This window comes from Sinomicrobium kalidii, assembly GCF_021183825.1.
In the GTDB taxonomy this organism is placed as follows: domain Bacteria; phylum Bacteroidota; class Bacteroidia; order Flavobacteriales; family Flavobacteriaceae; genus Sinomicrobium; species Sinomicrobium kalidii.
This window is the reverse complement of sequence record NZ_CP089211.1, coordinates 5,280,729-5,302,298: the sequence shown is the minus strand read 5'-3', so window position 1 is coordinate 5,302,298 and position 21,570 is coordinate 5,280,729. Positions and strand designations below refer to the sequence as shown.

Genomic DNA, 21,570 nt, shown 5'->3' with positions numbered 1-21,570 from the left:
TCGTGCAGATTTGGCGTTACAACAAACATTAATATGGAAACATTAAAAGAAAGATTAGTAGAAACGGCAACTACGGCAAAGATGAAGGTTAGCGGGGCGGAAGCCGTGATCCGGTGTCTTCTGGAGGAAGGCGCAGACCTTATTTACGGTTATCCCGGAGGAGCCATTATGCCTGTTTATGACGAATTGTATAAGTTTCGGGATAAACTGCACCATGTGCTCACCCGTCACGAACAGGGGGCGGCACACGCGGCACAGGGATATGCCAGGGCCACCGGGAAAGTGGGGGTTGCCATAGCTACTTCCGGTCCGGGGGCAACCAATCTCATTACCGGGATCGCCGATGCCCAGATCGATTCTACGCCGATGGTGTGCATAACCGGTCAGGTAGCACGTCATTTGCTGGGGACGGACGCGTTCCAGGAAACCGATATTATCGGTATTTCCACTCCCGTGACCAAATGGAGCTATCAGGTGACCAGGGCGTCGGAAATCCCTACGGCCCTTGCCAAGGCATTTTACATTGCGCGCTCCGGCCGTCCCGGTCCGGTGCTTATAGATATTACCAAAAACGCTCAGTTCGAAGAATTTGATTTTTCCTATAAAAAATGTACCGCGATACGAAGCTATAAACCGAAACCGGAGATCAATCCCGCACGTATAGAAGAAGCTGCGGCACTCATCAACAGTGCCAAAAAGCCGTTTATCATATTTGGCCAGGGGATTATCCTTGGAAAGGCCGAAACCGAATTGAAAGCGCTGATCGAAAAATCGGGGATCCCTTCGGCGAGTACTGTGCTGGGACTTTCCGCTTTGCCTACAGAACATCCGCTTCATACGGGAATGGTAGGGATGCACGGTAATTATGCGCCCAATCTTCTCACCAACGAATGCGATGTGCTGATCGCCCTGGGAATGCGTTTTGACGACAGGGTTACCGGCGATCTCAGTACCTATGCCAAACAGGCCAGGGTAGTGCATTTTGAGATTGACCCTGCGGAGATCGACAAGAACGTAAAAACCGATGTTGCCGTGCTCGGGGATGTAAGGGAAACACTGGAGCATTTGCTTCCCCTTATAAATGATAACAAACACGAGGCCTGGCACCGGGAGTTTAAGGATAAACAGGCGATCGAATATGATAAGGTAATCAAAAACGACCTTTTCCCGGAAAAGGAAAAACTGACCATGGGAGAGGTGATCGAAAAGATAAACAAACGTACCGGCGGAGACGCCATCGTGGTTTCGGATGTGGGGCAACACCAGATGATCGCCTGCCGTTATGCGAAATTTAACCGGACCAAGAGTAATATTACTTCCGGGGGACTGGGAACCATGGGGTATGCGCTTCCCGCGGCCATAGGAGCCAAAATGGGAGCCCCCAAAAGGGAAGTCGTGGCCATTATCGGGGATGGCGGTTACCAGATGACCATACAGGAACTCGGTACCATATTCCAGACCCGTGTTCCGGTGAAGATCGTGGTGCTCAATAACGATTTTCTCGGTATGGTACGTCAATGGCAGCAGCTGTTCTTTGATAAACGGTATGCTTCCACCGAACTTATTAACCCGGACTTCATCACCATTGCCAAAGGATACCATATTCCGGCGAGAAGAGTGACCAAACGCGAAGAACTGGATGAAGCCGTCAATGAAATGATAGCATCGGAAGAAGCCTACTTCCTTGAAGTTTGTGTGGAGAAAGAAGATAATGTATTCCCTATGGTACCGTCGGGGGCTTCTGTGTCGGATTGCAGGCTGGAATAATTTGATAATGAGATAATGTATTAAAAGAAAGCTCCGACACCAAGTGTAAAAGACAAAGAACATTAGTGTATTAGTGGCAAAACAAGAAACTAAAATGAACGAATCATATACTGTTTCCGTATATTCGGAAAACAACATAGGGCTGCTGAACCGGATATCAGCCATATTTTTAAAGCGGCACATCAATATAGAGAGTCTTACTGTTTCAGAGTGTGAAATAGAAAATGTCAGCCGGTTTGTCATTGTTGCCGACATGGACGAAGACCAGGTGCGGAAGATCGTAGGTCAGATAGAAAAACAGATCGAAGTGATTAAGGCCTATTACCATACGGATGAAGAGACCATCTATCAGGAAACCGCCCTGTTCAAAATAAAATCCAGCCTTTTGTTTGACGAAAGACAGATACAGAACATCATTAAGCAGAGCAATGCCAATATCGTCACTGTAGCCCGGGAGTTTTTTGTTATAGAAAAAACGGGAAGGCGTCACGAAACCGATGCCCTCTACGATGAACTGGCACCTTTTGGTATTATGCAGTTCGTGCGCTCCGGGCGGATAGCCGTGTCCAAGACGGAGATGAACATATCCGCTTTGCTGAAAGAATTTCAGAATGCGTAGCTACCTGTGGATTCTTCCACGTAAAGTCGCACGATCGTATGGCGCAAAAATACAGATGAATTAAAATTAAAAATCAAAAACAGATCAATAAAATGGCAAATTACTTTAACACGCTTCCGTTGAGGCTTCAATTACAACAATTAGGAGTATGTGAATTCATGGACAGGTCTGAGTTCAGTGAAGGTGTGAAAAAACTGTTAGGAAAGAAAATAGTAATCGTAGGATGTGGTGCCCAGGGACTGAACCAGGGACTGAACATGAGGGATTCCGGACTGGATATCTCTTATGCCCTGAGAGAGTCTGCCATCAAGGAACAAAGACCGTCCTATAAGAATGCAACGGAAAACGGGTTTAAGGTAGGTACTTATGAGGAGCTCATCCCCACTGCCGATATGGTGTGTAACCTTACACCGGACAAGCAGCACTCATCGGTGATCAGTACGGTAATGCCGCATATGAAAGAAGGATCGACCCTGTCATACTCCCACGGATTTAACATTGTGGAAGAAGGCATGCAGATCCGTAAAGACATTACCGTGATCATGGTGGCGCCTAAATGTCCCGGTTCCGAGGTTCGGGAAGAATATAAAAGAGGTTTCGGGGTACCTACGCTGATTGCCGTTCACCCGGAAAATGATCCTAAAGGAGAAGGACTGGAACAGGCGAAGGCCTACGCTGCTGCTACGGGAGGTCACCGGGCAGGCGTACTGCGTTCCTCCTTTGTGGCCGAGGTAAAATCGGATTTGATGGGAGAACAGACCATCCTGTGCGGATTGCTGCAAACGGGATCGATCCTGAGCTTTGACAAAATGGTGGAAAAAGGCATTGAACCGGGCTATGCAGCCAAACTGGTGCAATACGGCTGGGAGACCATAACAGAAGCCCTGAAACACGGCGGTATTACCAACATGATGGACAGACTGTCCAATCCGGCCAAGATCGAAGCGTTCCGTTTGTCGGAAGAGCTTAAAGAAATCATGCAGCCTTTATTCTGTAAGCATATGGACGATATTATGAGCGGCCATTTCTCCAAGACGATGATGGAAGACTGGGCCAATGATGACAAAAACCTGCTGTCGTGGCGAAAAGCTACGGGAGAAACTGCTTTTGAGAAAACGGAAATCACTTCCGAGCCTATTTCAGAGCAGGAATATTTTGACAATGCCGTGCTGATGGTCGCTTTTGTGAAATCGGGTGTGGAACTGGCTTTCGAAACCATGACCGAAGCCGGGATCATTGCAGAATCGGCCTATTACGAATCCCTGCACGAAACACCGCTCATTGCCAATACCATTGCACGTAAAAAACTTTTTGAAATGAACCGTGTGATCTCAGATACGGCAGAGTACGGTTGCTACCTGTTCGATCATGCCTGTAAGCCGCTGCTGGCAGATTTCATGAAGAAAATTGACAGCAATGTTATCGGGAAATCGTTCGGAAGCGGCAATGCTGTAGATAACCGGGAACTCATTAAGGTCAACGATCAGATAAGGAACCATCCTGTGGAAAAAGTGGGGGCATTCCTGCGTTCTTCCATGACAGAGATGAAAAAGATCGTTTAAGACCGCACTGTCATGTGTTGTACGATCAGGATGTAAATTGCCTGATTGTGTCCGGGACTTATACAAGGTTGATTCCGGTTAGTTTGTCATGAGGGCAGACTAACCGGAGTTGGTCTTTTGAACAATGTGGACCGGACAATTAACGGAGATGTCAATAAACCATGGAAACCGATTTTAAACAAAAATCCACCAACGAGGAGATAAGGCAGCGGTTCGACGGGGATGTGGAGCGTTTTTCCAACCTGGACACCGGGCAACAATCAACCATAGATGCCCCTGTTACCCTGGAATGGATAACCGAAGCGGCCCGGAGCGTCAGTTCAGATGCGAAAAATCTGCTTGATATAGGCTGTGGTGCGGGAAATTATACGCTGAAAATGCTGTCCAAGATCCCGGACCTTAACTGCACGCTGGTAGATTTGTCGCTTCCGATGCTTGAGAGGGCCGAGGCCCGTATAAAAATGAACACAAGGGGGAAGGTCGATGTTTTTCACGGCGATATACGCGCGGCAGACTTCCCGGATGAATATTTTGACATTGTCCTGGCCGGCGCCGTGCTGCACCATTTACGGGAAGATGAAGACTGGGAAAAGGTGTTTAAAAATATTTACAGGATGCTCAAACCGGGAGGCAGCTTCTGGATATCCGATCTTGTCGTACACGATGCAAAGGAAATAAATGCCATGTTCTGGCGGGAATACGGCACGTACCTGGAACAGATGGGAGGGAAGGACTATCAGGAAAAAGTGTTTGCATACATAGAAAAAGAAGATACGCCCCGTTCGGTAAACTTTCAACTCGAACTGATGAAAAAAACAGGCTTCGGTTCAATGGAAATATTACACAAAAACAGCTGTTTTGCGGCCTTCGGAGCCATTAAATAAACGGGCCTGCCTGTGTCCGGAAAAATACAGGCAATTATTTAACTACAAACATATTGAGGATTTATGGACGTGACAACGAAATACATACCAAAAGTGGAACAGGTAAAGGAAGCGGCAAAGACCCTGAAGGGGGTTGCAGTCAACACTCCTTTGACGCATAGCCTTACTTATTCCAGGGAGTTCGATGCCAATGTCTTTTTGAAAAGGGAAGATTTACAGGTAGTACGATCATACAAGATCAGGGGGGCTTATAACAAGATCCGCTCCCTGTCGGAAGATCAAAAAGCCAGGGGAATAGTATGCGCCAGTGCAGGTAACCATGCACAGGGTGTGGCCATGTCCTGCAATAAACTGGGAATAAAAGGAACCATTTATATGCCCGCTCCCACACCAAAGCAAAAGATAAGGCAGGTGAAAATGTTCGGGGAAGACCAGATCGATATCGTACTTCAAGGAGATACTTTTGACGACTCCAATAAAGCGGCGCTTATCGAATGTAAACGATTGGGCAAGACTTTTGTGCACCCTTTCGACGATGAAAAGGTCATTGAAGGCCAGGCTACGGTCGGACTCGAAATCCTGGAACAGGCCAACATGTCCATAGACTATCTTTTTGTTCCCGTAGGCGGGGGAGGGCTTGCTTCCGGGGTTTCTTCTATTTTCAGTGTTTTGTCCTCAAAAACCAAGATCATAGGGGTGGAGCCCGAAGGAGCACCTTCCATGAGCATGTCCATCCGGAATAATGCGAATACCGAACTTACCGAAATAGAAAAATTTGTAGACGGTGCGTCAGTACAACGTGTGGGCGACAAAACCTTTGAAATATGTAAACAATTTCTTCACGATATGATAACGGTACCCGAAGGTAAGGTTTGCCAGACCATTTTAGATTTGTACAATAAGGATGCTGTCGTGGTAGAACCTGCAGGGGCGCTTACAATCTCTGCGCTCGACCAGTATGAGGAAGAGATCAGGGGGAAAAATGTGGTTTGCGTGGTCAGCGGAAGTAATAATGACATTACCCGTACGGCAGAGATCAAGGAACGGGCGTTGCTGTATGCCAACCTCAAACACTATTTTATTGTACGGTTTCCGCAACGTGCCGGGGCGCTGAAGGAATTTGTGGCGGAAATACTCGGGCCCAATGATGATATTACACATTTTCAGTATACTAAAAAACACAGCCGGGAAGACGCTCCTGCAGTGGTAGGGATTGAACTCAAAAGTGAAAAGGATTTGTTACCTTTGATAGAGCGAATGAAAACCCGGCACTTTTACGGGGATTATCTGAACAATAAACCCGATTTGTTCCAGTTTTTAGTATAAAATCCGGTAATGAGCCAGTTCGGCAATGCGTGAATTTGTCAATTGCTCTAATTGCCCGGTTGATACATTGCGGATCACAACCAAAAATGACGGGTATTGTTAGACAGGTGACGTAAGCCCCCGGACTATAAGCCCCGGGAATTATACCGAAAAAAATCGGAATTTAAGGTTGTGGAGCCTTGAACTGTTCATTATAAGATGTTGTAAGTTACGCGAAGTTTATTCAGATATTGTATTGCCTGAAGAAACGTTTTGAAATACATTGAAAATCTTTGCGCTTCTTTGAGATACTCCGCGTTTCTATGCGTAATAAGTAAAGGAACCTGCCACGTGTAACCTGTAATGTACAATACCTTTTCATTCCCGTATTAGAACATTGCAATAATTTTGCGTTATCCACAACTTTTTAGCACGATCTCACATTAATCTTATTGACTAATCAATTAATTTTAAATATGCAAACCGTACAAGACGAATTCAGGATAAAAAATAAAATACATCAAGATACCTACCTGGCCAATGGCGAACTTAAAAAATGGGAAGGTGATTTTGCCGAAGTGTATTCTTCCATCCGGACAAAAAACGAAAACGGGGCGTATGGTCCCACTTTGTTGGGGCAGGTACCCAATATGGATGAAGCTTCCGCGCTGGAAACCCTGGAAGCCGCCAGTAATGCGTATGATAAAGGCCAGGGACTATGGCCTACCATGAAGGTGGTGGACAGGATTGCGTGCATGGAAAAGTTTGTTGCCCAGATGAAAACCAGACGCGAAGAAGTCGTACGGCTCCTCATGTGGGAAATAGGAAAGAACCTGCCCGATTCTGAAAAGGAATTTGACAGGACGGTAGAGTATATTTATGATACCATTGAAGATTACAAGCAACTGGACCGCGACAGCGCCCGTTTTAAGAAACACGGGGGTGTGTATGCGCACATTCGCCGGGGGCCGCTTGGTGTGGTGCTTTGTATGGGACCGTATAACTATCCGCTGAACGAAACTTTTGCCCTGCTCATTCCTGCCCTCATCATGGGGAACACTGTGGTCTTTAAGCCGGCAAAACACGGGGTACTTCTCATTTCCCCGTTACTGGAAGCCTTCAGGAGCAGCTTTCCCAAAGGTGTGGTGAATATTATTTACGGCAGGGGAAGAGTAGTGGCCGCTCCTATAATGAAAACTGGCGAAATAGACGTTTTGGCACTGATAGGAAACAGTAAATCTGCGATAGCCCTGCAGGATCAGCACCCCAATAAGAACAGGCTCCGGCTGGTACTCGGACTGGAAGCCAAAAATCCGGCCATTGTACTGCCTGATGCCGACCTGGACCTGGCCATTGATGAATGTATCTCCGGAACACTATCGTTCAACGGCCAGCGGTGTACCGCACTCAAAGTGCTTTATGTGCATGAGGATGTGGTGGACGAATTCAATAAAAGATTTGCCAAACGTGTGGACGAACTGAAGTTCGGGAACCCCTGGGAACCCGGGGTAATGCTTACACCGTTGCCGGAGCCCGGCAAACCCGACTACATACAGGGACTTATAGATGATGCCGTGGCCAAAGGGGCAAAGATCATCAATGAAAAAGGCGGGGAGCGGACAGAAAATTATATTTTCCCGGCGGTGCTCTATCCCGTAAGTAAAAATTCGAAGGTTTATCAGGAAGAGCAGTTTGGTCCGGTGATCCCTGTGTTGTCTTTTAAAAGTATAGCAGAGCCGCTTAATGACATGGCCGATTCCAACTACGGGCAGCAGGTAAGCCTGTTCGGGCAGGATATTAAGACCCTGGCGCAGCTTATCGATACGCTGGTCAACCTGGTATGCCGGGTTAACCTGAACAGTTCGTGCCAGCGCGGTCCGGATGTTTATCCTTTTACGGGGAGAAAAGATTCGGCCGTAAGCACACTTAGCGTGCACGATGCGCTGCGTTCTTTCTCCGTGCGTACCTTTGTGGCCTCTAAAGACAATGCGTATAACAAGGCTATTTTAAATGAATTACTGGACAGCAAGGCGTCTAACTTTGTAAATACCGATTATATCCTTTAAAAGCAAAAGCGGAAAAGGAAGAGAACATGTATGGTTTATAAAACAAAAACCCGGTTTTTTTAAAAGCCGGGTTTTCTCTTTGGGAAAGTTTTAGTTAGCTAAATCAAATTGTTATATAATAGTAGACTGCCCAAATTCTATGTTTTCCTTGTTCACTTGGGTGGTATCCTCGGCATGGAGGATAAAATCAGCTATAAAATCACCCACTTTGTTGGTGCCGTATTTACTGTCCTTGTCCAGGTCAGGAGTCACCACACCGCGTTCCAGCGATCGTTCTACGGCATATTTTACGGCTTCGGCCTCTTCCCTGAGGTTAAAGTGTTCCAGTAGCATGGCTGCCGAAAGGATGGACGCCACCGGGTTGGCAATGTCTTTACCTTTGGCCTGCGGATAAGAGCCGTGAATGGGTTCGAACATGGCATTGTCGGTTCCTACGGAGGCAGAGGCCAGTAATCCGATGGAACCGCCAATGACACTGCCTTCATCGGAGATGATATCGCCGAACATGTTTTCCGTGAGGATCACATCAAACTGGCTGGGGTTAAGTATGATCTGCATGGCGGCATTGTCCACAAAAAGGAAGTCCAGTTCCACGTCCGGGTAACTTTTTCCCAGTGCGGTAACCACCCTGCGCCATAACCTGGAGGTTTCCAGTACATTGGCCTTGTCTACCAGGGTCAGTTTTTTTCTCCTGCTCCTGGCGGCCTTGAAGGCCAGGTGGGCAATGCGTTCTATTTCGGCTTCGGAATACTCGGAAAGGTCGGAAGCTACGGTACCGTCTTCGCTCAGCTTTTTCTCCCCGAAATAGATCCCTCCCGTGAGTTCCCTGTATATGGTAAAGTCGGTTCCGGAGATGATCTCTTTCTTTAAGGGCGATTTGTCGATGAGTGTGGGAAAAGCTTTTATGGGGCGGATATTGGTGAAAAGTCCGAGTGACTTTCTGAGTTTCAGCAATCCCTGTTCCGGACGCACTTTGGCCTTGGGATCATTATCGTATTTGGGATCTCCTATCGCACCGAAAAGTACGGCATCCGATTTTTTACACAGCTCCAGGGTTTCGTCCGGCAGCGGGTCTCCCGTTTTGTCAATAGCTATGGCCCCGGCCAGGGCTTCTTCAAAGTGGAAGGTATGGCCAAAGGCTTCGGCCACGGCCTGCAGGGATTTTACGGCCTGTACAACAACATCCGGTCCGATACCATCCCCCGGTAAAAGTGCAATGTTCAATTTCATGTCTGCGGTTTTAATTCTTTTTCGAAATCTTTTATTTTGTCCTTTTTGCTGATGAGAAAATCAATATCGTCATACCCGTTGAGGAGGCACAATTTTTTATAGGCATCGATCTCAAAAGCTTCTTTTTTGTCAGAATTTTTCAGGGTAATGTACTGCTCTTCCAGGTTTACCAGTATTTCCGTTTCGGGATCGTTTTCTACGGCAGCGAACAGTTCCTTTAGATATTCGGGAGAGACCTGTACGGGTAACAGCCCGTTGTTCAGCGCGTTTCCCTTGAATATATCGGCAAAATAACTGGACACGATGACTTTTAGTCCGTAGTCGGCCAATGCCCATGCCGCGTGTTCCCGGCTGGAACCGCAGCCGAAATTATCCCCGGCAATAAGAATGGTACCACTATACCGGCTATCGTTGAGGGTAAAGGACGCGTTCGGGGAGCCGTCCTTGTTATATCGCCAGTCCCGGAAAAGGTTTTCGCCAAACCCGGCCTTGTTTGTGGCCTTGAGGAAACGGGCCGGAATAATCTGGTCGGTATCTATATTTTCTATGGGCAATGGTATTGCCTTTGAGGTATGGGTTATGAATTTTTCCATTTTTAATCTTTTTGGGCTTATTATCCCTTCTCGTTGGAGACACACGGCCGTGTGTCTCTACGTTAAATTAATATACGTTAATCCGCTAAAGCGGCTACTTTTTCTTCTTCATACGGGGCTGCTATAACCCCTTTTACCGCAGTTGCAACTGCTATAAGGGGGCTTGCCAGTATGGTCCTTGCCCCTTGTCCCTGGCGGCCTTCGAAATTCCGGTTGGAGGTCGATACGCAATATTCTCCCGCAGGGATCTTGTCGTCATTCATGGCCAGGCAGGCTGAACAACCGGGCTGGCGCAACACAAAACCGGCTTCTTCGAAGACTTCTTTTAAACCTTCGTCTTCGATCTGTTTGGCCACCTGTTGCGAACCGGGTACGATAAGGGCGTTTACATTGGCGGCTTTCTGTTTTCCCTTTATGTAATCGGCCGCTATGCGGAAATCCTCGATACGGGAATTGGTACAACTTCCTATGAACACATAGTTTATGGGTTTGCCGAGCAGGGTTTCCCCTTTTTCAAATCCCATGTACTGTAGCGATTTTTCAAAGGAAACATCGTTCAGTTCGGGGATGTGCCCGTCTATTTTAATGCCCATTCCGGGGTTTGTTCCGTAGGTGACCATCGGGGCGATATCTTCGGCATCAAAAGTGTATTCCTTGTCAAAAACAGCGCCTTCGTCGGTTTTAAGCGTTTTCCAGTAGGCTACTTTTTTATCGAATTCCTCGCCTTCGGGGGCAAATTCTTTTCCTTTTACATATTCAAAAGTGGTTTCGTCCGGGGCTATCATACCACCGCGGGCTCCCATTTCTATGCTCATGTTGCATACGGTCATACGGCCTTCCATGCTCATGTTTTCAAAAACATCCCCGGCGTATTCCGCGAAATACCCGGTACCGGAATTGGTACCCAGCTTAGCTATGATGTAGAGAATGACGTCTTTGGGCAGTACGCCTTTTTTCAGTTTGCCGTTGACGTTTATGCGCATCTTTTTAGGCTTTGACAACAGCAGGCACTGGCTGGCAAATACCTGTGCCACCTGGCTGGTGCCTATACCGAAAGCAATAGTCCCGAAGGCTCCGTGTGTAGAGGTGTGGCTGTCTCCGCATACCATGGTCATCCCGGGTTGCGTTATTCCGAGTTCGGGGGCCATGACATGAACGATACCCTGATATTTATGACCGAGGCCATACAGGGTAATACCGTGCTTTTCACAGTTCTGTGTAAGCTGTTCCACCTGGTTCCTCGACAGGGCATCCTTGATGGGCAGGTGCTGGTTCAGGGTAGGCACGTTGTGGTCTGCCGTGGCTACGATCTGATCCGGACGAAAAACGGGAATATCCCGCTGTTCCAGTTCGGCAAAGGCCTGCGGACTGGTAACCTCGTGTATTAAATGTTTATCTATATATAAGATTTGTGGTCCATTCTCTATAGAATCGACCACATGGCTGTCCCAAACTTTATCAAATAATGTCTTCTTCATTCGTTTTTTTACTTTAGTTGCATACCAGAGGGCAGGTTAGGGGTTCAGGGGGTTAAAAAGGGGATGCTTTACAATGCTTAAGTTATAGTTAGTTTAAGTTATTCGCTTTATAATCTGACCTTTATTTATACTGCCCTGGCTTCGGTTATTTTACACACATTCATGATCTGATGAATATCATCGTCCAGTACCTCTTTTTTCCTGTCGGCGAATTTCAGGAATTCCCGGTACACATCATCCAATTGTAGTTTGGTAAGTTCATACCCCACCTTTTTGGCCCTGAAGGCCAGTGCTGCACGTCCGCTCCTGGCGGTGAGTACAATGGCAGATTCGGTAACCCCTACATCGGCAGGGTCTATGATCTCATAGGTTTCCCTGTTTTTGATCACCCCGTCCTGGTGGATACCGGAACTGTGGGCAAAGGCATTGGCCCCTACAATGGCCTTGTTGGGCTGTACGGGCATGCCCATACCTTCAGATACCATTTTGCTGGTGTCGTACAGTAACCTGGAGTTGATATTGGTATCGAGATTGAGGGTGGGGTGCTGGCGAAGGATCATCACCACTTCTTCCAGCGAGGTATTCCCGGCGCGTTCTCCCACGCCGTTTATGGTACATTCGATCTGTCTTGCACCGTTAGTAACCGCGGCTATGGAATTGGCAGTGGCCAGGCCAAGGTCGTTGTGGCAGTGGCAGGAGATAATGGCTTTGTCTATGTCCTTTACGTTTTCGCGCAGGTATTTGATCTTGGCGCCGTATTCTTCGGGCAGGCAGTACCCGGTGGTATCCGGAATGTTGAGCACGGTGGCCCCTGCTGCTACGACAGCCTCGCATACACGTGCCAGGAACTCATTGTCGGTACGCCCGGCATCTTCAGCATAGAATTCCACGTCATCCACGAATGTCCTGGCGTAGGCTACGGCGGTGACGGCGCGTTCTATGATCTCCTCACGGGTGGCCTTGAACTTGTATTTAATATGTGAATCCGAAGTGCCTATCCCGGTATGTATACGGGGCTTTTTAGCAAATTTCAGGGCTTCCGCAGCAACTTCAATATCTTTTTTTACCGCCCTGGTGAGCCCGCACACCGTTGCATTTTTCACTAACTTTGCTATTTCGACGACCGATGTAAAATCTCCCGGGCTGGAAATGGGGAATCCGGCCTCTATGACGTCCACTCCAAGTTCGTCCAGGCGCTCAGCGATTACCAGTTTCTGATTGGTATTCAGCTTGCATCCGGGGACTTGTTCGCCATCTCGGAGCGTTGTGTCAAAGATTTGTACTTTTTCTTTACTCATGTCAAATTATTAGGCTTAATTTTATTTTTCTAATACGAATTTATATTTTGCAAATTCAAACAAAGGGTTTCTGTTGTGGTGCTTTACAATGCTTAACAAAAAAATATAAAACTTAACAATTTGATAATTAGGTTTTTAATACCCATTTTATTACAATGACAAATGCACAAAAAGATTCATTGTTTGTTTTGATTAAATCCCTTTCCAAGTCTGAAAAGAGACAATTCAAACTGTATGTTAACCGATTAGGCGTTAACGCCGATGCCAAATTCCTGGCTCTTTTTAACCTGCTGGACAAAATGCACGATTATAATGAAAGGGAGATCCTGAAAAGCGGTATTGTTAAAAAACAACAGTTATCTAACCTCAAGGCGCATTTGTATAAACAGGTGCTGGTGAGCCTCCGCCTGAATCCCGTAAACCAGAATGTAAGGATACAGGTCCGCGAACAGCTGGATTTCGCCACCATACTTTATCACAAGGGGTTATACAGGCAAAGCCTTAAAATACTGGAAAAGGCGAAAGCCCTTGCCATAGAAAACCAGGAAAAGAACATAGCTTACGAGATCGTGGAGTTTGAAAAAATTATCGAAACCCAGTATATCACCCGCAGTATAGTGGGGCGGGCCGATGAACTTGCCGTACAGGCCAAGGAGCTGAGCATGCAAAATGTTATTGCCAGCCGGCTGTCTAACCTTTCACTGCAACTTTACGGTATTTTACTCAAATCGGGCTATGTGAAGAGTGATGAAGAAAACCGGCGTATTACGGAATACTTTCATTCCCGTCTGCCCAAATGCAAGCTGGAAAACCTGGGGTTTCGTGAAAGGCTGTGGTTGTACAAGGCCCACCTTTGGTATAGTTTCCTTACGCAGGATTTCCTTTCCTGTTTTAAATATGCCAGTAAGCTCACAGACCTGTTCTACGAGAACGAACAGATGATCTACCTCAATCCGGTGTTTTACCTGAAGGCGAACAACTACCTGATGGAGTCGCTCTTTATGCTGAAGTACAAAACCCAGTTTAAAGTGGTATTGAATAAACTCGAAACGGTCATTGCTTCCAAACCATTCCCCAAGAACGATAATGTATTGTCGCTTTCCTTTCTCTACATCTATACCAACAAACTGAACCTGCATTTTGTAGAAGGTTCCTTTAAGGAAGGGCTGTCACTGGTGGATGACATCCTGAAAAAGCTGAAGGAACACCGCGACAGGATAGACGAACACCACGTCATGGTCTTTTATTACAAGATCGCCAGTATGTATTTCGGAGCGGGGGACAACAGGATGTGTATTGCCTACCTGAAAAAGATCATCGACAACAAGAACCTTACCATGCGTGAGGACCTGATGTGTTTTTCCCGTGTGCTCAGCCTGGTGGCCCATTACGAAGCGGGAATGGACTATCACCTCGATGTGCAGCTAAAAAGCACCTATAAATTCTTGCTGAAAATGAACGACCTGCACGAGGTTCAGAAAGAAATGATCAAATTCCTTCGAAACCTCGGGAATATTTATCCGCACGAGCTGAAAGGGGAGTTCAGAAAACTGCACGCGCGTTTCAAGGAACTGGACAACGACCCTTATGAAAGAAGGGCATTCCTTTACCTGGATATTATTTCCTGGCTGGAAAGCAAGATTGAGAACAAGCCCGTGGGGCAGATCATAGAGGAAAAAGCCCGCAAACTGGTGCGATAATGTGCCAATGCGGTAATTTGATGGTGAGATGACGTATAAAAGACGACCAATTTCTCCCCCTTCGGAAAGAGATACCGAAAGCGGGGGAGATCCAACAACCAAATCCATGATAGAAATTCGTGAAGCTTTTGCCGGGGATGTTCCGCTCATTCAGCAGATCGCTTACCGTACCTGGCCCGATACGTTTAAGGATATCCTGACAGAACAGCAGATTGCCTATATGCTGGAAATGATGTACAGTACAACTTCCCTTACCGAACAACTGACGGAAAGAGGGCACCGCTTTTTCCTGGCGGGGGAAGGCGATGTTTACCTCGGTTTTATGGGATGTGAAACAGGGTATCAGAGCACTTCAAAAACGAAAATACACAAAATCTATATTTTACCTGAAGCCCAGGGCAAGGGGGTCGGGAAAAAGCTTATCCGAAAGGGTGTGGCGGTGGCAAGGGAAGCGGGCGATACCGTACTTTCCCTTAATGTAAACAAGTATAACCCGGCTATAGGCTTTTATGAAAGGACGGGCTTTAAAAAGACGGCCGAAGAGGTCATTCCTATCGGTAACGGCTACGTCATGGACGATTTTGTGATGGACTGGGCTTTTGAAAATTAAAAATGGAGACTGTCCCTTTAAAGTGTCTGAGTTAAAAGAACAGAATTTACCGGGTTTTTATAATATTTTCCTGTAATCGATTGCATTTTTCTTGTTTTGATGTTAATTTATTTATAGTTTTACAAATGTAGGAGTAAAAACTATCAATATTCGTGGTTAATTACTTACGTGTAAAATTGAAATCTAAATTATAAAACGATAACATTATTAGTTTTTTTAAAGGATGTAATAATGACTTATTGTTTTTAAAATAAATAATCAAGATGATTATTAAATAAATTAACCAAAAACATTTTTATTATGAAAGCCCAAATTAAATTCATCTTACTGATTGGAATTTTAACATTCTTTGCATGTGAAAAAGAAGACACCTTTATTCCCGAACCGAATACTTCTTCAGGGGAAGAGGTTGTTTCTACCGAACCGGAGACTTCTCAAAAAGAAAAGGAAACCACTTCTGCCAGATCAATTTCAGTGGCTACTGAAGCGGATTTAAGATCGGCGGTTTCCTCGGCTAATCCGGGAGATATTATTACCATTAACGGAACGATATACTTAACACAAACACTGGAATTGGCCAGAAGCGGAACTTCAAGTTCAAAAATTAATATCACCGGGGGAGTTTTAAACTGCTCTAATCAACCTTCGGGTAGTTGGGGAGTTAAAGTAAATGGCAGTTACTGGAATATTACTAATATGACTATAAGAAATGCTCCTGATTGCGGGATCGTATTTCAGCACGGAGGTCATAATTATGTATATAACGTAACAACTTCCTACAATGGGGATTCCGGTTTGCAAATTTATAACGGGAGCCATGATAATTATGTCAGGCAGTGTTATTCAAACGATAATTATGATCCTCAGAATGGCGGGGAAAATGCAGATGGATATGCTTGTAAATTGTCGGCAGGAAAAAATAATGTATTTGAAGATTGTACTGCACATCACAATTCTGACGATGGCTGGGATTTATATGACCAGCCTTATACGGTAACAATCAGAGGTTGTACGGCCAGTAATAACGGATATGGTTCAAACGGAGACGGAAATGGTTTTAAATTAGGCAGCGCAGGGCAATCTGTTCCGCATACGGTAACAAATAATTCGGCAATAAATAATCAGGCCTGGGGGTATGACGGAAATGGAAATACAGGGCATATTACCATAACCGGAAGCGGAGGTTATGGAAATGTGAAAGGCCTTTTTACAAGAATATATTAAGAGACTGTCTGAATTTTTTTCGGAATACCAGTATAAATCGTTATTGCATCAGGTAATATTTAGTTAACCATATAAATGGTAATGACACCTTCTGTCACCCCGAGCGGAGTAGAGATGCCCTGGTAAGCCAGAAACCCCTCGATTCCGCCCGGGGTGACAGTTGTTTTGTGCTGTTGTAAATAATTATGTTATCAAAAACAGGTCACTGCCGGCGAAGCGTCGGCAGCCTCCCGGCCGTTTGTGCATGTCTTTGGAGTAGTTGCTTGCCTGAGGAGATGGTCACCCTTCGGCGGGGCTCAGGACAGGCTTTGCATCCTTCGGTCGGCTTCTCGCAATGACTATCCGATTGTGATTTTGAGCGCTGTTCAAATCAGTATACTAAAGATTCAGACAGTTTCTAAAGGTACTCATCTGATTGTATTATAAAAAGCCATCTTGTTTTAAAACAGATGGCTTTTGTTATAATGAACGTGTTAATTTTCAATGCTCCGGGCTATTCCTCCATAGTGTGATAAACATTTTGCACGTCGTCGTCTTCCTCGATCTTTTCCAGTAATTTTTCAATATCGGCCACCTGTTCGGGTTCCAGCTTTTTGGTGACCTGGGGGATTCTTTCAAATCCTGAAGAGAGGATTTCAATATCCCGGCTTTCCAGTTCCTTCTGAATGGCGCCGAAGCTTTCGAAAGGGGCATAGATGAGAATTCCGTCTTCATCCTCAAAGACTTCTTCGGCCCCGAAATCGATCATTTCCAGTTCCAGTTCTTCAATGTCAATTCCTTCGCCATTGATGCGGAAATTACAGGTATGGTCGAACATGAATTCCACAGAACCGCTGGTGCCCAGGTTGCCGTTGCACTTGTTAAAGTAGCTTCGTATGTTGGCTACCGTACGGTTGTTGTTATCTGTGGCAGCTTCGACAAGGACGGCGATCCCGTGAGGTCCGTAGCCTTCGAAAAGGACTTCTTTATAGTTTTCGGTGTTTTTGTCGGAAGCTCTTTTTATGGCGCGCTCTATATTGTCCTTGGGCATGTTGGCCGCCTTGGCATTTTGTATTATGGCCCGCAATCGCGCATTGGTCTCCGGGTGGGGGCCACCTTCTTTCACTGCAATCACAATATCCTTGCCCAGGCGGGTAAAGGTTTTGGCCATGGCACTCCACCTTTTTAATTTCCGCGTTTTCCTGAACTCAAAAGCTCTTCCCATAAATAGTATTCGTTATTAGATGTTTTTTGTATTTCTTCCGGTGTAATGTACAAAAATATAAAGTTCGGTGGTATTGTCCAATTTGTCTTTTTCGGTTTTGGATAAAAACGGGTGTTTGTTATACGGTTATTGAGTGCTGATACTTATCAGGCATAACAAAAGATTGACAGGAGATTGATGAGGACTACGTGGGTAGATTGAAGAAGATTGATTTTTAGCCTCCTTCAATCTCCTATCAATCTTCTATCGATCTATCTCAATCCTTTACGCCTTATAATTCCCTGTAGTCTGATCTTCAGCATAAACTTTGTGGCGTGTTAAAAATGGGAGAAATTTATTCGGTTATTGGGGTAATAGGTTCATGTGTTATTGCGTTGTTCCCTTGTATTTGTGTTTTTTGCTGTGGTTCGGGTTTTCAAACCCTCCGTACAAACGTCAGTCCGGATACTTCCCTTTATCTGAAAGGAGGAGCTTTTTGCTTTTAACTCAATAACTCAATCAACTTAATAACCTGTTAACCAGAACTTAAAACGGGGACAATATGCTCGTACCCGGGGCGAGGAAGCTTTTGTAAGGGGTGGGGGAGCTTTGCTGTGTATTCCGGGTACTTTGTAGTGTTTTCTTTGAACTTTTGTACGGGGTGAGGCTGCTGTCAGCCGGGGGGTATCCTCTTTTTAACGGGGGCTGTTTACTTTTGTATGCGGAGGGCTTACTTTGGGTTGTATTCCGGGTACTTCGGGGAGTGATGGGCTTATTTTACCGTGAGTCCGATTTGTTTTCTGATATAACCGCCAGGTTTCCGGAGGGCAGATCAGCGCAGGACCGTACTGTTAATGACATCACGGACCTCGATCTGGAATTGCTCCGGCAATTTGTTGTCTTTGGGGAGCACGGCGAGGAACCTGTCGGTATTGCGGGTATATACATTTTTGAAAAGCGGTTTTTTGTATCCGAGCTCTTGACTGATATCCCGTATAAATTCGTTGTGGTGGACGAGGTCCCGGCTTCCGAGGTGATAGATGCCGGACTTGTGCCTGTTGATGAGATAATGCACCTGCTGCGCAACCTTGTCGGCAGCGGTGACGTTCATCACCAGGTCGGGAAAGACCTCGTAGGCCTCACGGTTTTCGAGAAATTGCTTCAGTTCGTTAAGCCTGGGCGATTTTGGTCCGAATACCATGGGCATCCGGGCTATAACGTATTGCCACACAGGCAGCCGCAGCAGCATGTTTTCTATCTTTATTTTGAACCTGCCGTAGATGCTTTCTGATAAGGTTTTGTCGTATTCGTAAGAGGGAAAATTGCTGAACGCATCAAATACATTGGCCGAAGAGAGGAATATGATGCGGATACCCCGTTTGGCTATGATGGTGGTTATTTCCTTGTGCAGGTGAACCTGTTCTTCAAAATTACCGCGAAGGGCAGATATGATACAGGTGGGCTTTACGGATTCGATGAGCGACTCTACCGGATCGGTTTCCAGGTTAAAATACAGGAAATGCTGGTTGTTCACATAAGAAGTATTGGTGAAATAGGTGCCATACGTATCGTAATAGGGGCACAGTTCCCTGTAGAGGGAACTTCCTATAAATCCGCTTGCTCCTAATATCAATATCCTTCTCAAAACAATAATGGTTTACGGTTCTGGTTACCTGTTCCCTGCCGGCAGGCCGGTCTTTCAGGTGGCGGTATGCACTTCCGGTAACCGGTGGTGGTATCCGTTTCACGTTAATTTTCTTTATCAGGCCATTGCCCGATTGGTATTGCAATCTACATCAATCTTTTTCAATCTTCAAATCGGTGTCAGAATATGGAATATCCTGTTTTTGTTGTAAACATTTCCAATGCCTGCATGCCCAGCAGGGAATTTCCTTTTTCGTTCAGCCCCGGGGCCCATGTGGAAATACAATACTTCCCGGGATGTACGGCTACAATGCCTCCGCCCACGCCGCTTTTTCCGGGGAGGCCGACCTCGAAGGCAAATTCTCCGGCCTCGTCGTAAAACCCGCAGGTGAGCATCACGGCGTTTATCCTTTTTACCTGACTCGGGGAGATGAAGGTTTTGCCGCCCGCATTTTTTCCCGAATTGGCAAACATATAGAACGTTGTGGCCAGTTGCCTGCAACTCATGGAAAGGGAGCACTGGTAAAAATAGAAGTCCAGTACGTCTTCTACCTTGTTGTGCATGTTCCCGAAGGCTTTTAACAGGTTGGCCGCCGCGGCATTGCGATAGCCGGTAGCTTTTTCGGAAGCGGCCACAGCTTCATTATAACAAATTGAACCGTCTTGTGCAAGTTCCCTGACGTAATTCAGGAAATCTTCTTTCGGATTGTCAAAGTGGGAGAGGAGCACATCACTTACCACAAGGGCCCCGGCATTGATAAAGGGGTTGCGGGGAATTCCCCTTTCGAGCTCCAGGAGCGTGAGGAAGTTAAACGGGTTCCCCGATGGCTCCACATCCACCCGCTCCCAGAGGTCGGTGCCTACAAATTCCAGTGCCCTGGCCAGGGAGAGCACCTTGGAGATGCTTTGTATGGAAAAGGGAGTATCAAAATGTCCCGTACCGAATTCCTGTTTGTCCAGCGTAAGGAGGTAAAGCCCGAAACGGTCGGCATCTATTTTCCGGAGTTCCGGGATATAGGAAGCTACCATCCCTTTTTGCGGGACGTCCTTCAGGGCGGCGTGAATTTCTTCCAGGATACGCTGGTACTCCATAGTGTTGTTAGTTTTTATAGAAAGGCAGTTTTACCAGGGTTGCGGGTACGGCCTTTTTTCGTATTTGTATGTGAACGGTGTTTCCCGGTTTGGCCACTTCGGCAGGCACATAGCCCATGCCGATACCTTTTCCGAGGGAAGGGGACATGGTACCGCTGGTAACATTTCCTATTTTACTGCCTTCGCCGTCTACAATGTCATAGCCTTGTCTCGGAATGCCTTTTTCGGTAAGTTCAAAGGCCACCAGTTTTCTTTCCGGGCCGTCTTCTTTCTGTTTTTTGAGTGCTTCGGCGTTTACGAAGTCCTTGGTAAACTTGGTGATCCATCCCAGTTTGGCCTCGATGGGCGATGTGGTGTCGTCAATATCATTTCCGTACAGGCAGTATCCCATTTCAAGTCGCAGGGTGTCCCTTGCGGCAAGGCCAATGGGTTTTATGCCAAAATCGGCCCCGGCTTCAAACACTTTATCCCAAACCTGTTTTGCGTCTTCGTTCTTACAGTAAATCTCGAAGCCTCCGCTGCCTGTGTACCCGGTGGCCGAGATAATGATATCCTGTACTCCGGCAAATTCTCCGGTTTCAAAATGATAGAAAGGTATTGACGCCAGATCGACCGGGGTAATGGACTGCATGGCCTCAACAGCTTTCGGTCCCTGAATGGCGAGTAACGAATAATGGTCTGATACGTCTTTCATATCGGCCCCGAAAGTGTTGTGCGATTCGATCCACTTCCAGTCTTTTTCGATATTGGCGGCATTGACCACCAGCAGGTATTCGGTTTCCCCGAGGCGGTATATGATAAGGTCGTCCACAATGCCCCCCTTGTCGTTGGGCATGCAACTGTACTGTGCCTTGCCGATGGTGAGCCTGGCGGCATCGTTGGAAGAGATTTTCTGAATAAGGTCGAGGGCCTTGTCACCGCTGATGATAAATTCGCCCATATGGCTTACGTCAAAAACCCCGACGGCGTTCCTTACGGTCTCGTGTTCTGCGTTAACCCCTTCGTATTGTACGGGCATGTTGTATCCTGCAAAAGGAACGATTTTGGCCCCGAGGGCGGTATGTACATCGGTCAGTGCTGTGTTCTTCATAGTTCGTGTATAATTGTGTTAGTGTGTATACATGTTTTACTGATCTGTGCCTGCCCGTCCGGCAACGGGGTAACCCGGCGCGGGAAAAGCGCTGCTAAAATATTCAAAAAATGGAGAGTAGTAAAGGAAAGTGGGGGGAAGTTATCTGGTTGACGGGTTATTCGGTTATCGGGTGCTGACAATTGTTAGTGTATGGCAAAGGATTGACAGGAGATTGATGGACAC

17 protein-coding genes are annotated in these 21,570 nt (G+C 46.4%); 9 read left to right on the top strand and 8 right to left on the bottom strand.

Going from position 1 to position 21,570, the window contains the following annotated elements; translation table 11 throughout:
- Window positions 1–33: 33 nt before the first annotated feature.
- The 6 genes from ilvB (at window position 34) to LS482_RS21350 (ending at window position 8,203) form a co-directional block, all read left to right on the top strand.
- Entirely contained in the window at window positions 34–1,767 is a 1,734-nt protein-coding gene (gene ilvB, locus LS482_RS21375; RefSeq protein ID WP_233029632.1) for a biosynthetic-type acetolactate synthase large subunit, read from the top strand.
- A 94-nt stretch (window positions 1,768–1,861) separates the two neighbouring features.
- On the top strand, window positions 1,862–2,386 hold the full coding sequence (ilvN, locus tag LS482_RS21370) for an acetolactate synthase small subunit (protein ID WP_233029631.1): 525 nt from the start codon (window positions 1,862–1,864) through the stop codon (window positions 2,384–2,386).
- A gap of 92 nt (window positions 2,387–2,478) precedes the next feature.
- A complete protein-coding gene (ilvC, locus tag LS482_RS21365) occupies window positions 2,479–3,948 on the top strand; it encodes a ketol-acid reductoisomerase (RefSeq protein ID WP_233029630.1) in 1,470 nt (489 codons plus the stop codon).
- Window positions 3,949–4,109: 161 nt separating this feature from the next.
- Window positions 4,110–4,832 (top strand): class I SAM-dependent methyltransferase, encoded by a 723-nt coding sequence (locus tag LS482_RS21360; protein WP_233029629.1) that lies wholly within the window; start codon window positions 4,110–4,112, stop codon window positions 4,830–4,832.
- Between the two features lie 63 nt (window positions 4,833–4,895).
- Complete coding sequence (gene ilvA, locus LS482_RS21355; protein ID WP_233029628.1) at window positions 4,896–6,158, top strand: threonine ammonia-lyase IlvA; 1,263 nt, start codon at window positions 4,896–4,898, stop codon at window positions 6,156–6,158.
- 455 nt (window positions 6,159–6,613) lie between these two features.
- Window positions 6,614–8,203 carry an NADP-dependent glyceraldehyde-3-phosphate dehydrogenase gene (locus LS482_RS21350; RefSeq protein WP_233029627.1) on the top strand — a complete coding sequence of 530 codons (1,590 nt, stop codon included), beginning with the start codon at window positions 6,614–6,616 and terminating at the stop codon, window positions 8,201–8,203.
- 111 nt (window positions 8,204–8,314) lie between these two features.
- On the opposite strand, the gene leuB is transcribed toward LS482_RS21350, so the two are convergent.
- The 4 genes from leuB to LS482_RS21330 form a co-directional block, all read right to left on the bottom strand.
- Window positions 8,315–9,433: a 3-isopropylmalate dehydrogenase gene (gene leuB / locus LS482_RS21345; protein WP_233029626.1), complete on the bottom strand. Its 1,119-nt coding sequence runs from the start codon at window positions 9,431–9,433 to the stop codon at window positions 8,315–8,317.
- Window positions 9,430–10,026 carry a 3-isopropylmalate dehydratase small subunit gene (gene leuD, locus LS482_RS21340; RefSeq protein WP_233029625.1) on the bottom strand — a complete coding sequence of 199 codons (597 nt, stop codon included), beginning with the start codon at window positions 10,024–10,026 and terminating at the stop codon, window positions 9,430–9,432. The genes leuB and leuD overlap by 4 nt, the downstream gene beginning before the upstream one ends.
- A 77-nt stretch (window positions 10,027–10,103) precedes the next feature.
- On the bottom strand, window positions 10,104–11,504 hold the full coding sequence (leuC, locus tag LS482_RS21335) for a 3-isopropylmalate dehydratase large subunit (protein ID WP_233029624.1): 1,401 nt from the start codon (window positions 11,502–11,504) through the stop codon (window positions 10,104–10,106).
- Between the two features lie 125 nt (window positions 11,505–11,629).
- Complete coding sequence (locus tag LS482_RS21330) at window positions 11,630–12,802, bottom strand: 2-isopropylmalate synthase (protein WP_233029623.1); 1,173 nt, start codon at window positions 12,800–12,802, stop codon at window positions 11,630–11,632.
- A gap of 155 nt (window positions 12,803–12,957) precedes the next feature.
- Between LS482_RS21330 and LS482_RS21325 the strand changes: the two genes are divergently transcribed.
- The 3 genes from LS482_RS21325 (at window position 12,958) to LS482_RS21315 (ending at window position 16,336) form a co-directional block, all read left to right on the top strand.
- Window positions 12,958–14,502 (top strand): hypothetical protein, encoded by a 1,545-nt coding sequence (locus LS482_RS21325; RefSeq protein ID WP_233029622.1) that lies wholly within the window; start codon window positions 12,958–12,960, stop codon window positions 14,500–14,502.
- 28 nt (window positions 14,503–14,530) lie between these two features.
- Window positions 14,531–15,112 carry a GNAT family N-acetyltransferase gene (locus tag LS482_RS21320; protein WP_233029621.1) on the top strand — a complete coding sequence of 194 codons (582 nt, stop codon included), beginning with the start codon at window positions 14,531–14,533 and terminating at the stop codon, window positions 15,110–15,112.
- Window positions 15,113–15,412: 300 nt separating this feature from the next.
- The gene (locus tag LS482_RS21315; protein ID WP_233029620.1) at window positions 15,413–16,336 is read left to right on the top strand and encodes a right-handed parallel beta-helix repeat-containing protein; all 924 of its coding nucleotides are present in this window, start codon (window positions 15,413–15,415) and stop codon (window positions 16,334–16,336) included.
- A gap of 493 nt (window positions 16,337–16,829) precedes the next feature.
- Here LS482_RS21315 and LS482_RS21310 read toward each other — a convergent pair whose 3' ends face one another.
- The 4 genes from LS482_RS21310 to gcvT form a co-directional block, all read right to left on the bottom strand.
- A complete protein-coding gene (locus LS482_RS21310; RefSeq protein WP_233029619.1) occupies window positions 16,830–17,540 on the bottom strand; it encodes a YebC/PmpR family DNA-binding transcriptional regulator in 711 nt (236 codons plus the stop codon).
- An 811-nt stretch (window positions 17,541–18,351) separates the two neighbouring features.
- Window positions 18,352–19,164, bottom strand: a complete 813-nt coding sequence (locus LS482_RS21305; RefSeq protein ID WP_233029618.1) for a sugar nucleotide-binding protein — start codon at window positions 19,162–19,164, stop codon at window positions 18,352–18,354.
- A gap of 179 nt (window positions 19,165–19,343) precedes the next feature.
- The gene (locus tag LS482_RS21300; RefSeq protein ID WP_233029617.1) at window positions 19,344–20,255 is read right to left on the bottom strand and encodes a glutaminase; all 912 of its coding nucleotides are present in this window, start codon (window positions 20,253–20,255) and stop codon (window positions 19,344–19,346) included.
- Window positions 20,256–20,262: 7 nt separating this feature from the next.
- Window positions 20,263–21,345 carry a glycine cleavage system aminomethyltransferase GcvT gene (gcvT, locus tag LS482_RS21295; RefSeq protein WP_233029616.1) on the bottom strand — a complete coding sequence of 361 codons (1,083 nt, stop codon included), beginning with the start codon at window positions 21,343–21,345 and terminating at the stop codon, window positions 20,263–20,265.
- Window positions 21,346–21,570 lie beyond the last annotated feature (225 nt).

Coding starts and splice junctions, on each gene's coding strand:
- LS482_RS21350 (WP_233029627.1), top strand. CDS start 6,614: ATGCAAACCGTACAAGACGAATTCAGGATAAAAAATAAAATACATCAA.
- LS482_RS21325 (WP_233029622.1), top strand. CDS start 12,958: ATGACAAATGCACAAAAAGATTCATTGTTTGTTTTGATTAAATCCCTT.
- LS482_RS21330 (WP_233029623.1), bottom strand. CDS start 12,802: ATGAGTAAAGAAAAAGTACAAATCTTTGACACAACGCTCCGAGATGGC.
- leuC (WP_233029624.1), bottom strand. CDS start 11,504: ATGAAGAAGACATTATTTGATAAAGTTTGGGACAGCCATGTGGTCGAT.
- leuB (WP_233029626.1), bottom strand. CDS start 9,433: ATGAAATTGAACATTGCACTTTTACCGGGGGATGGTATCGGACCGGAT.
- ilvA (WP_233029628.1), top strand. CDS start 4,896: ATGGACGTGACAACGAAATACATACCAAAAGTGGAACAGGTAAAGGAA.
- ilvC (WP_233029630.1), top strand. CDS start 2,479: ATGGCAAATTACTTTAACACGCTTCCGTTGAGGCTTCAATTACAACAA.
- leuD (WP_233029625.1), bottom strand. CDS start 10,026: ATGGAAAAATTCATAACCCATACCTCAAAGGCAATACCATTGCCCATA.
- LS482_RS21300 (WP_233029617.1), bottom strand. CDS start 20,255: ATGGAGTACCAGCGTATCCTGGAAGAAATTCACGCCGCCCTGAAGGAC.
- LS482_RS21310 (WP_233029619.1), bottom strand. CDS start 17,540: ATGGGAAGAGCTTTTGAGTTCAGGAAAACGCGGAAATTAAAAAGGTGG.
- ilvN (WP_233029631.1), top strand. CDS start 1,862: ATGAACGAATCATATACTGTTTCCGTATATTCGGAAAACAACATAGGG.
- LS482_RS21360 (WP_233029629.1), top strand. CDS start 4,110: ATGGAAACCGATTTTAAACAAAAATCCACCAACGAGGAGATAAGGCAG.
- ilvB (WP_233029632.1), top strand. CDS start 34: ATGGAAACATTAAAAGAAAGATTAGTAGAAACGGCAACTACGGCAAAG.
- gcvT (WP_233029616.1), bottom strand. CDS start 21,345: ATGAAGAACACAGCACTGACCGATGTACATACCGCCCTCGGGGCCAAA.
- LS482_RS21320 (WP_233029621.1), top strand. CDS start 14,531: ATGACGTATAAAAGACGACCAATTTCTCCCCCTTCGGAAAGAGATACC.
- LS482_RS21315 (WP_233029620.1), top strand. CDS start 15,413: ATGAAAGCCCAAATTAAATTCATCTTACTGATTGGAATTTTAACATTC.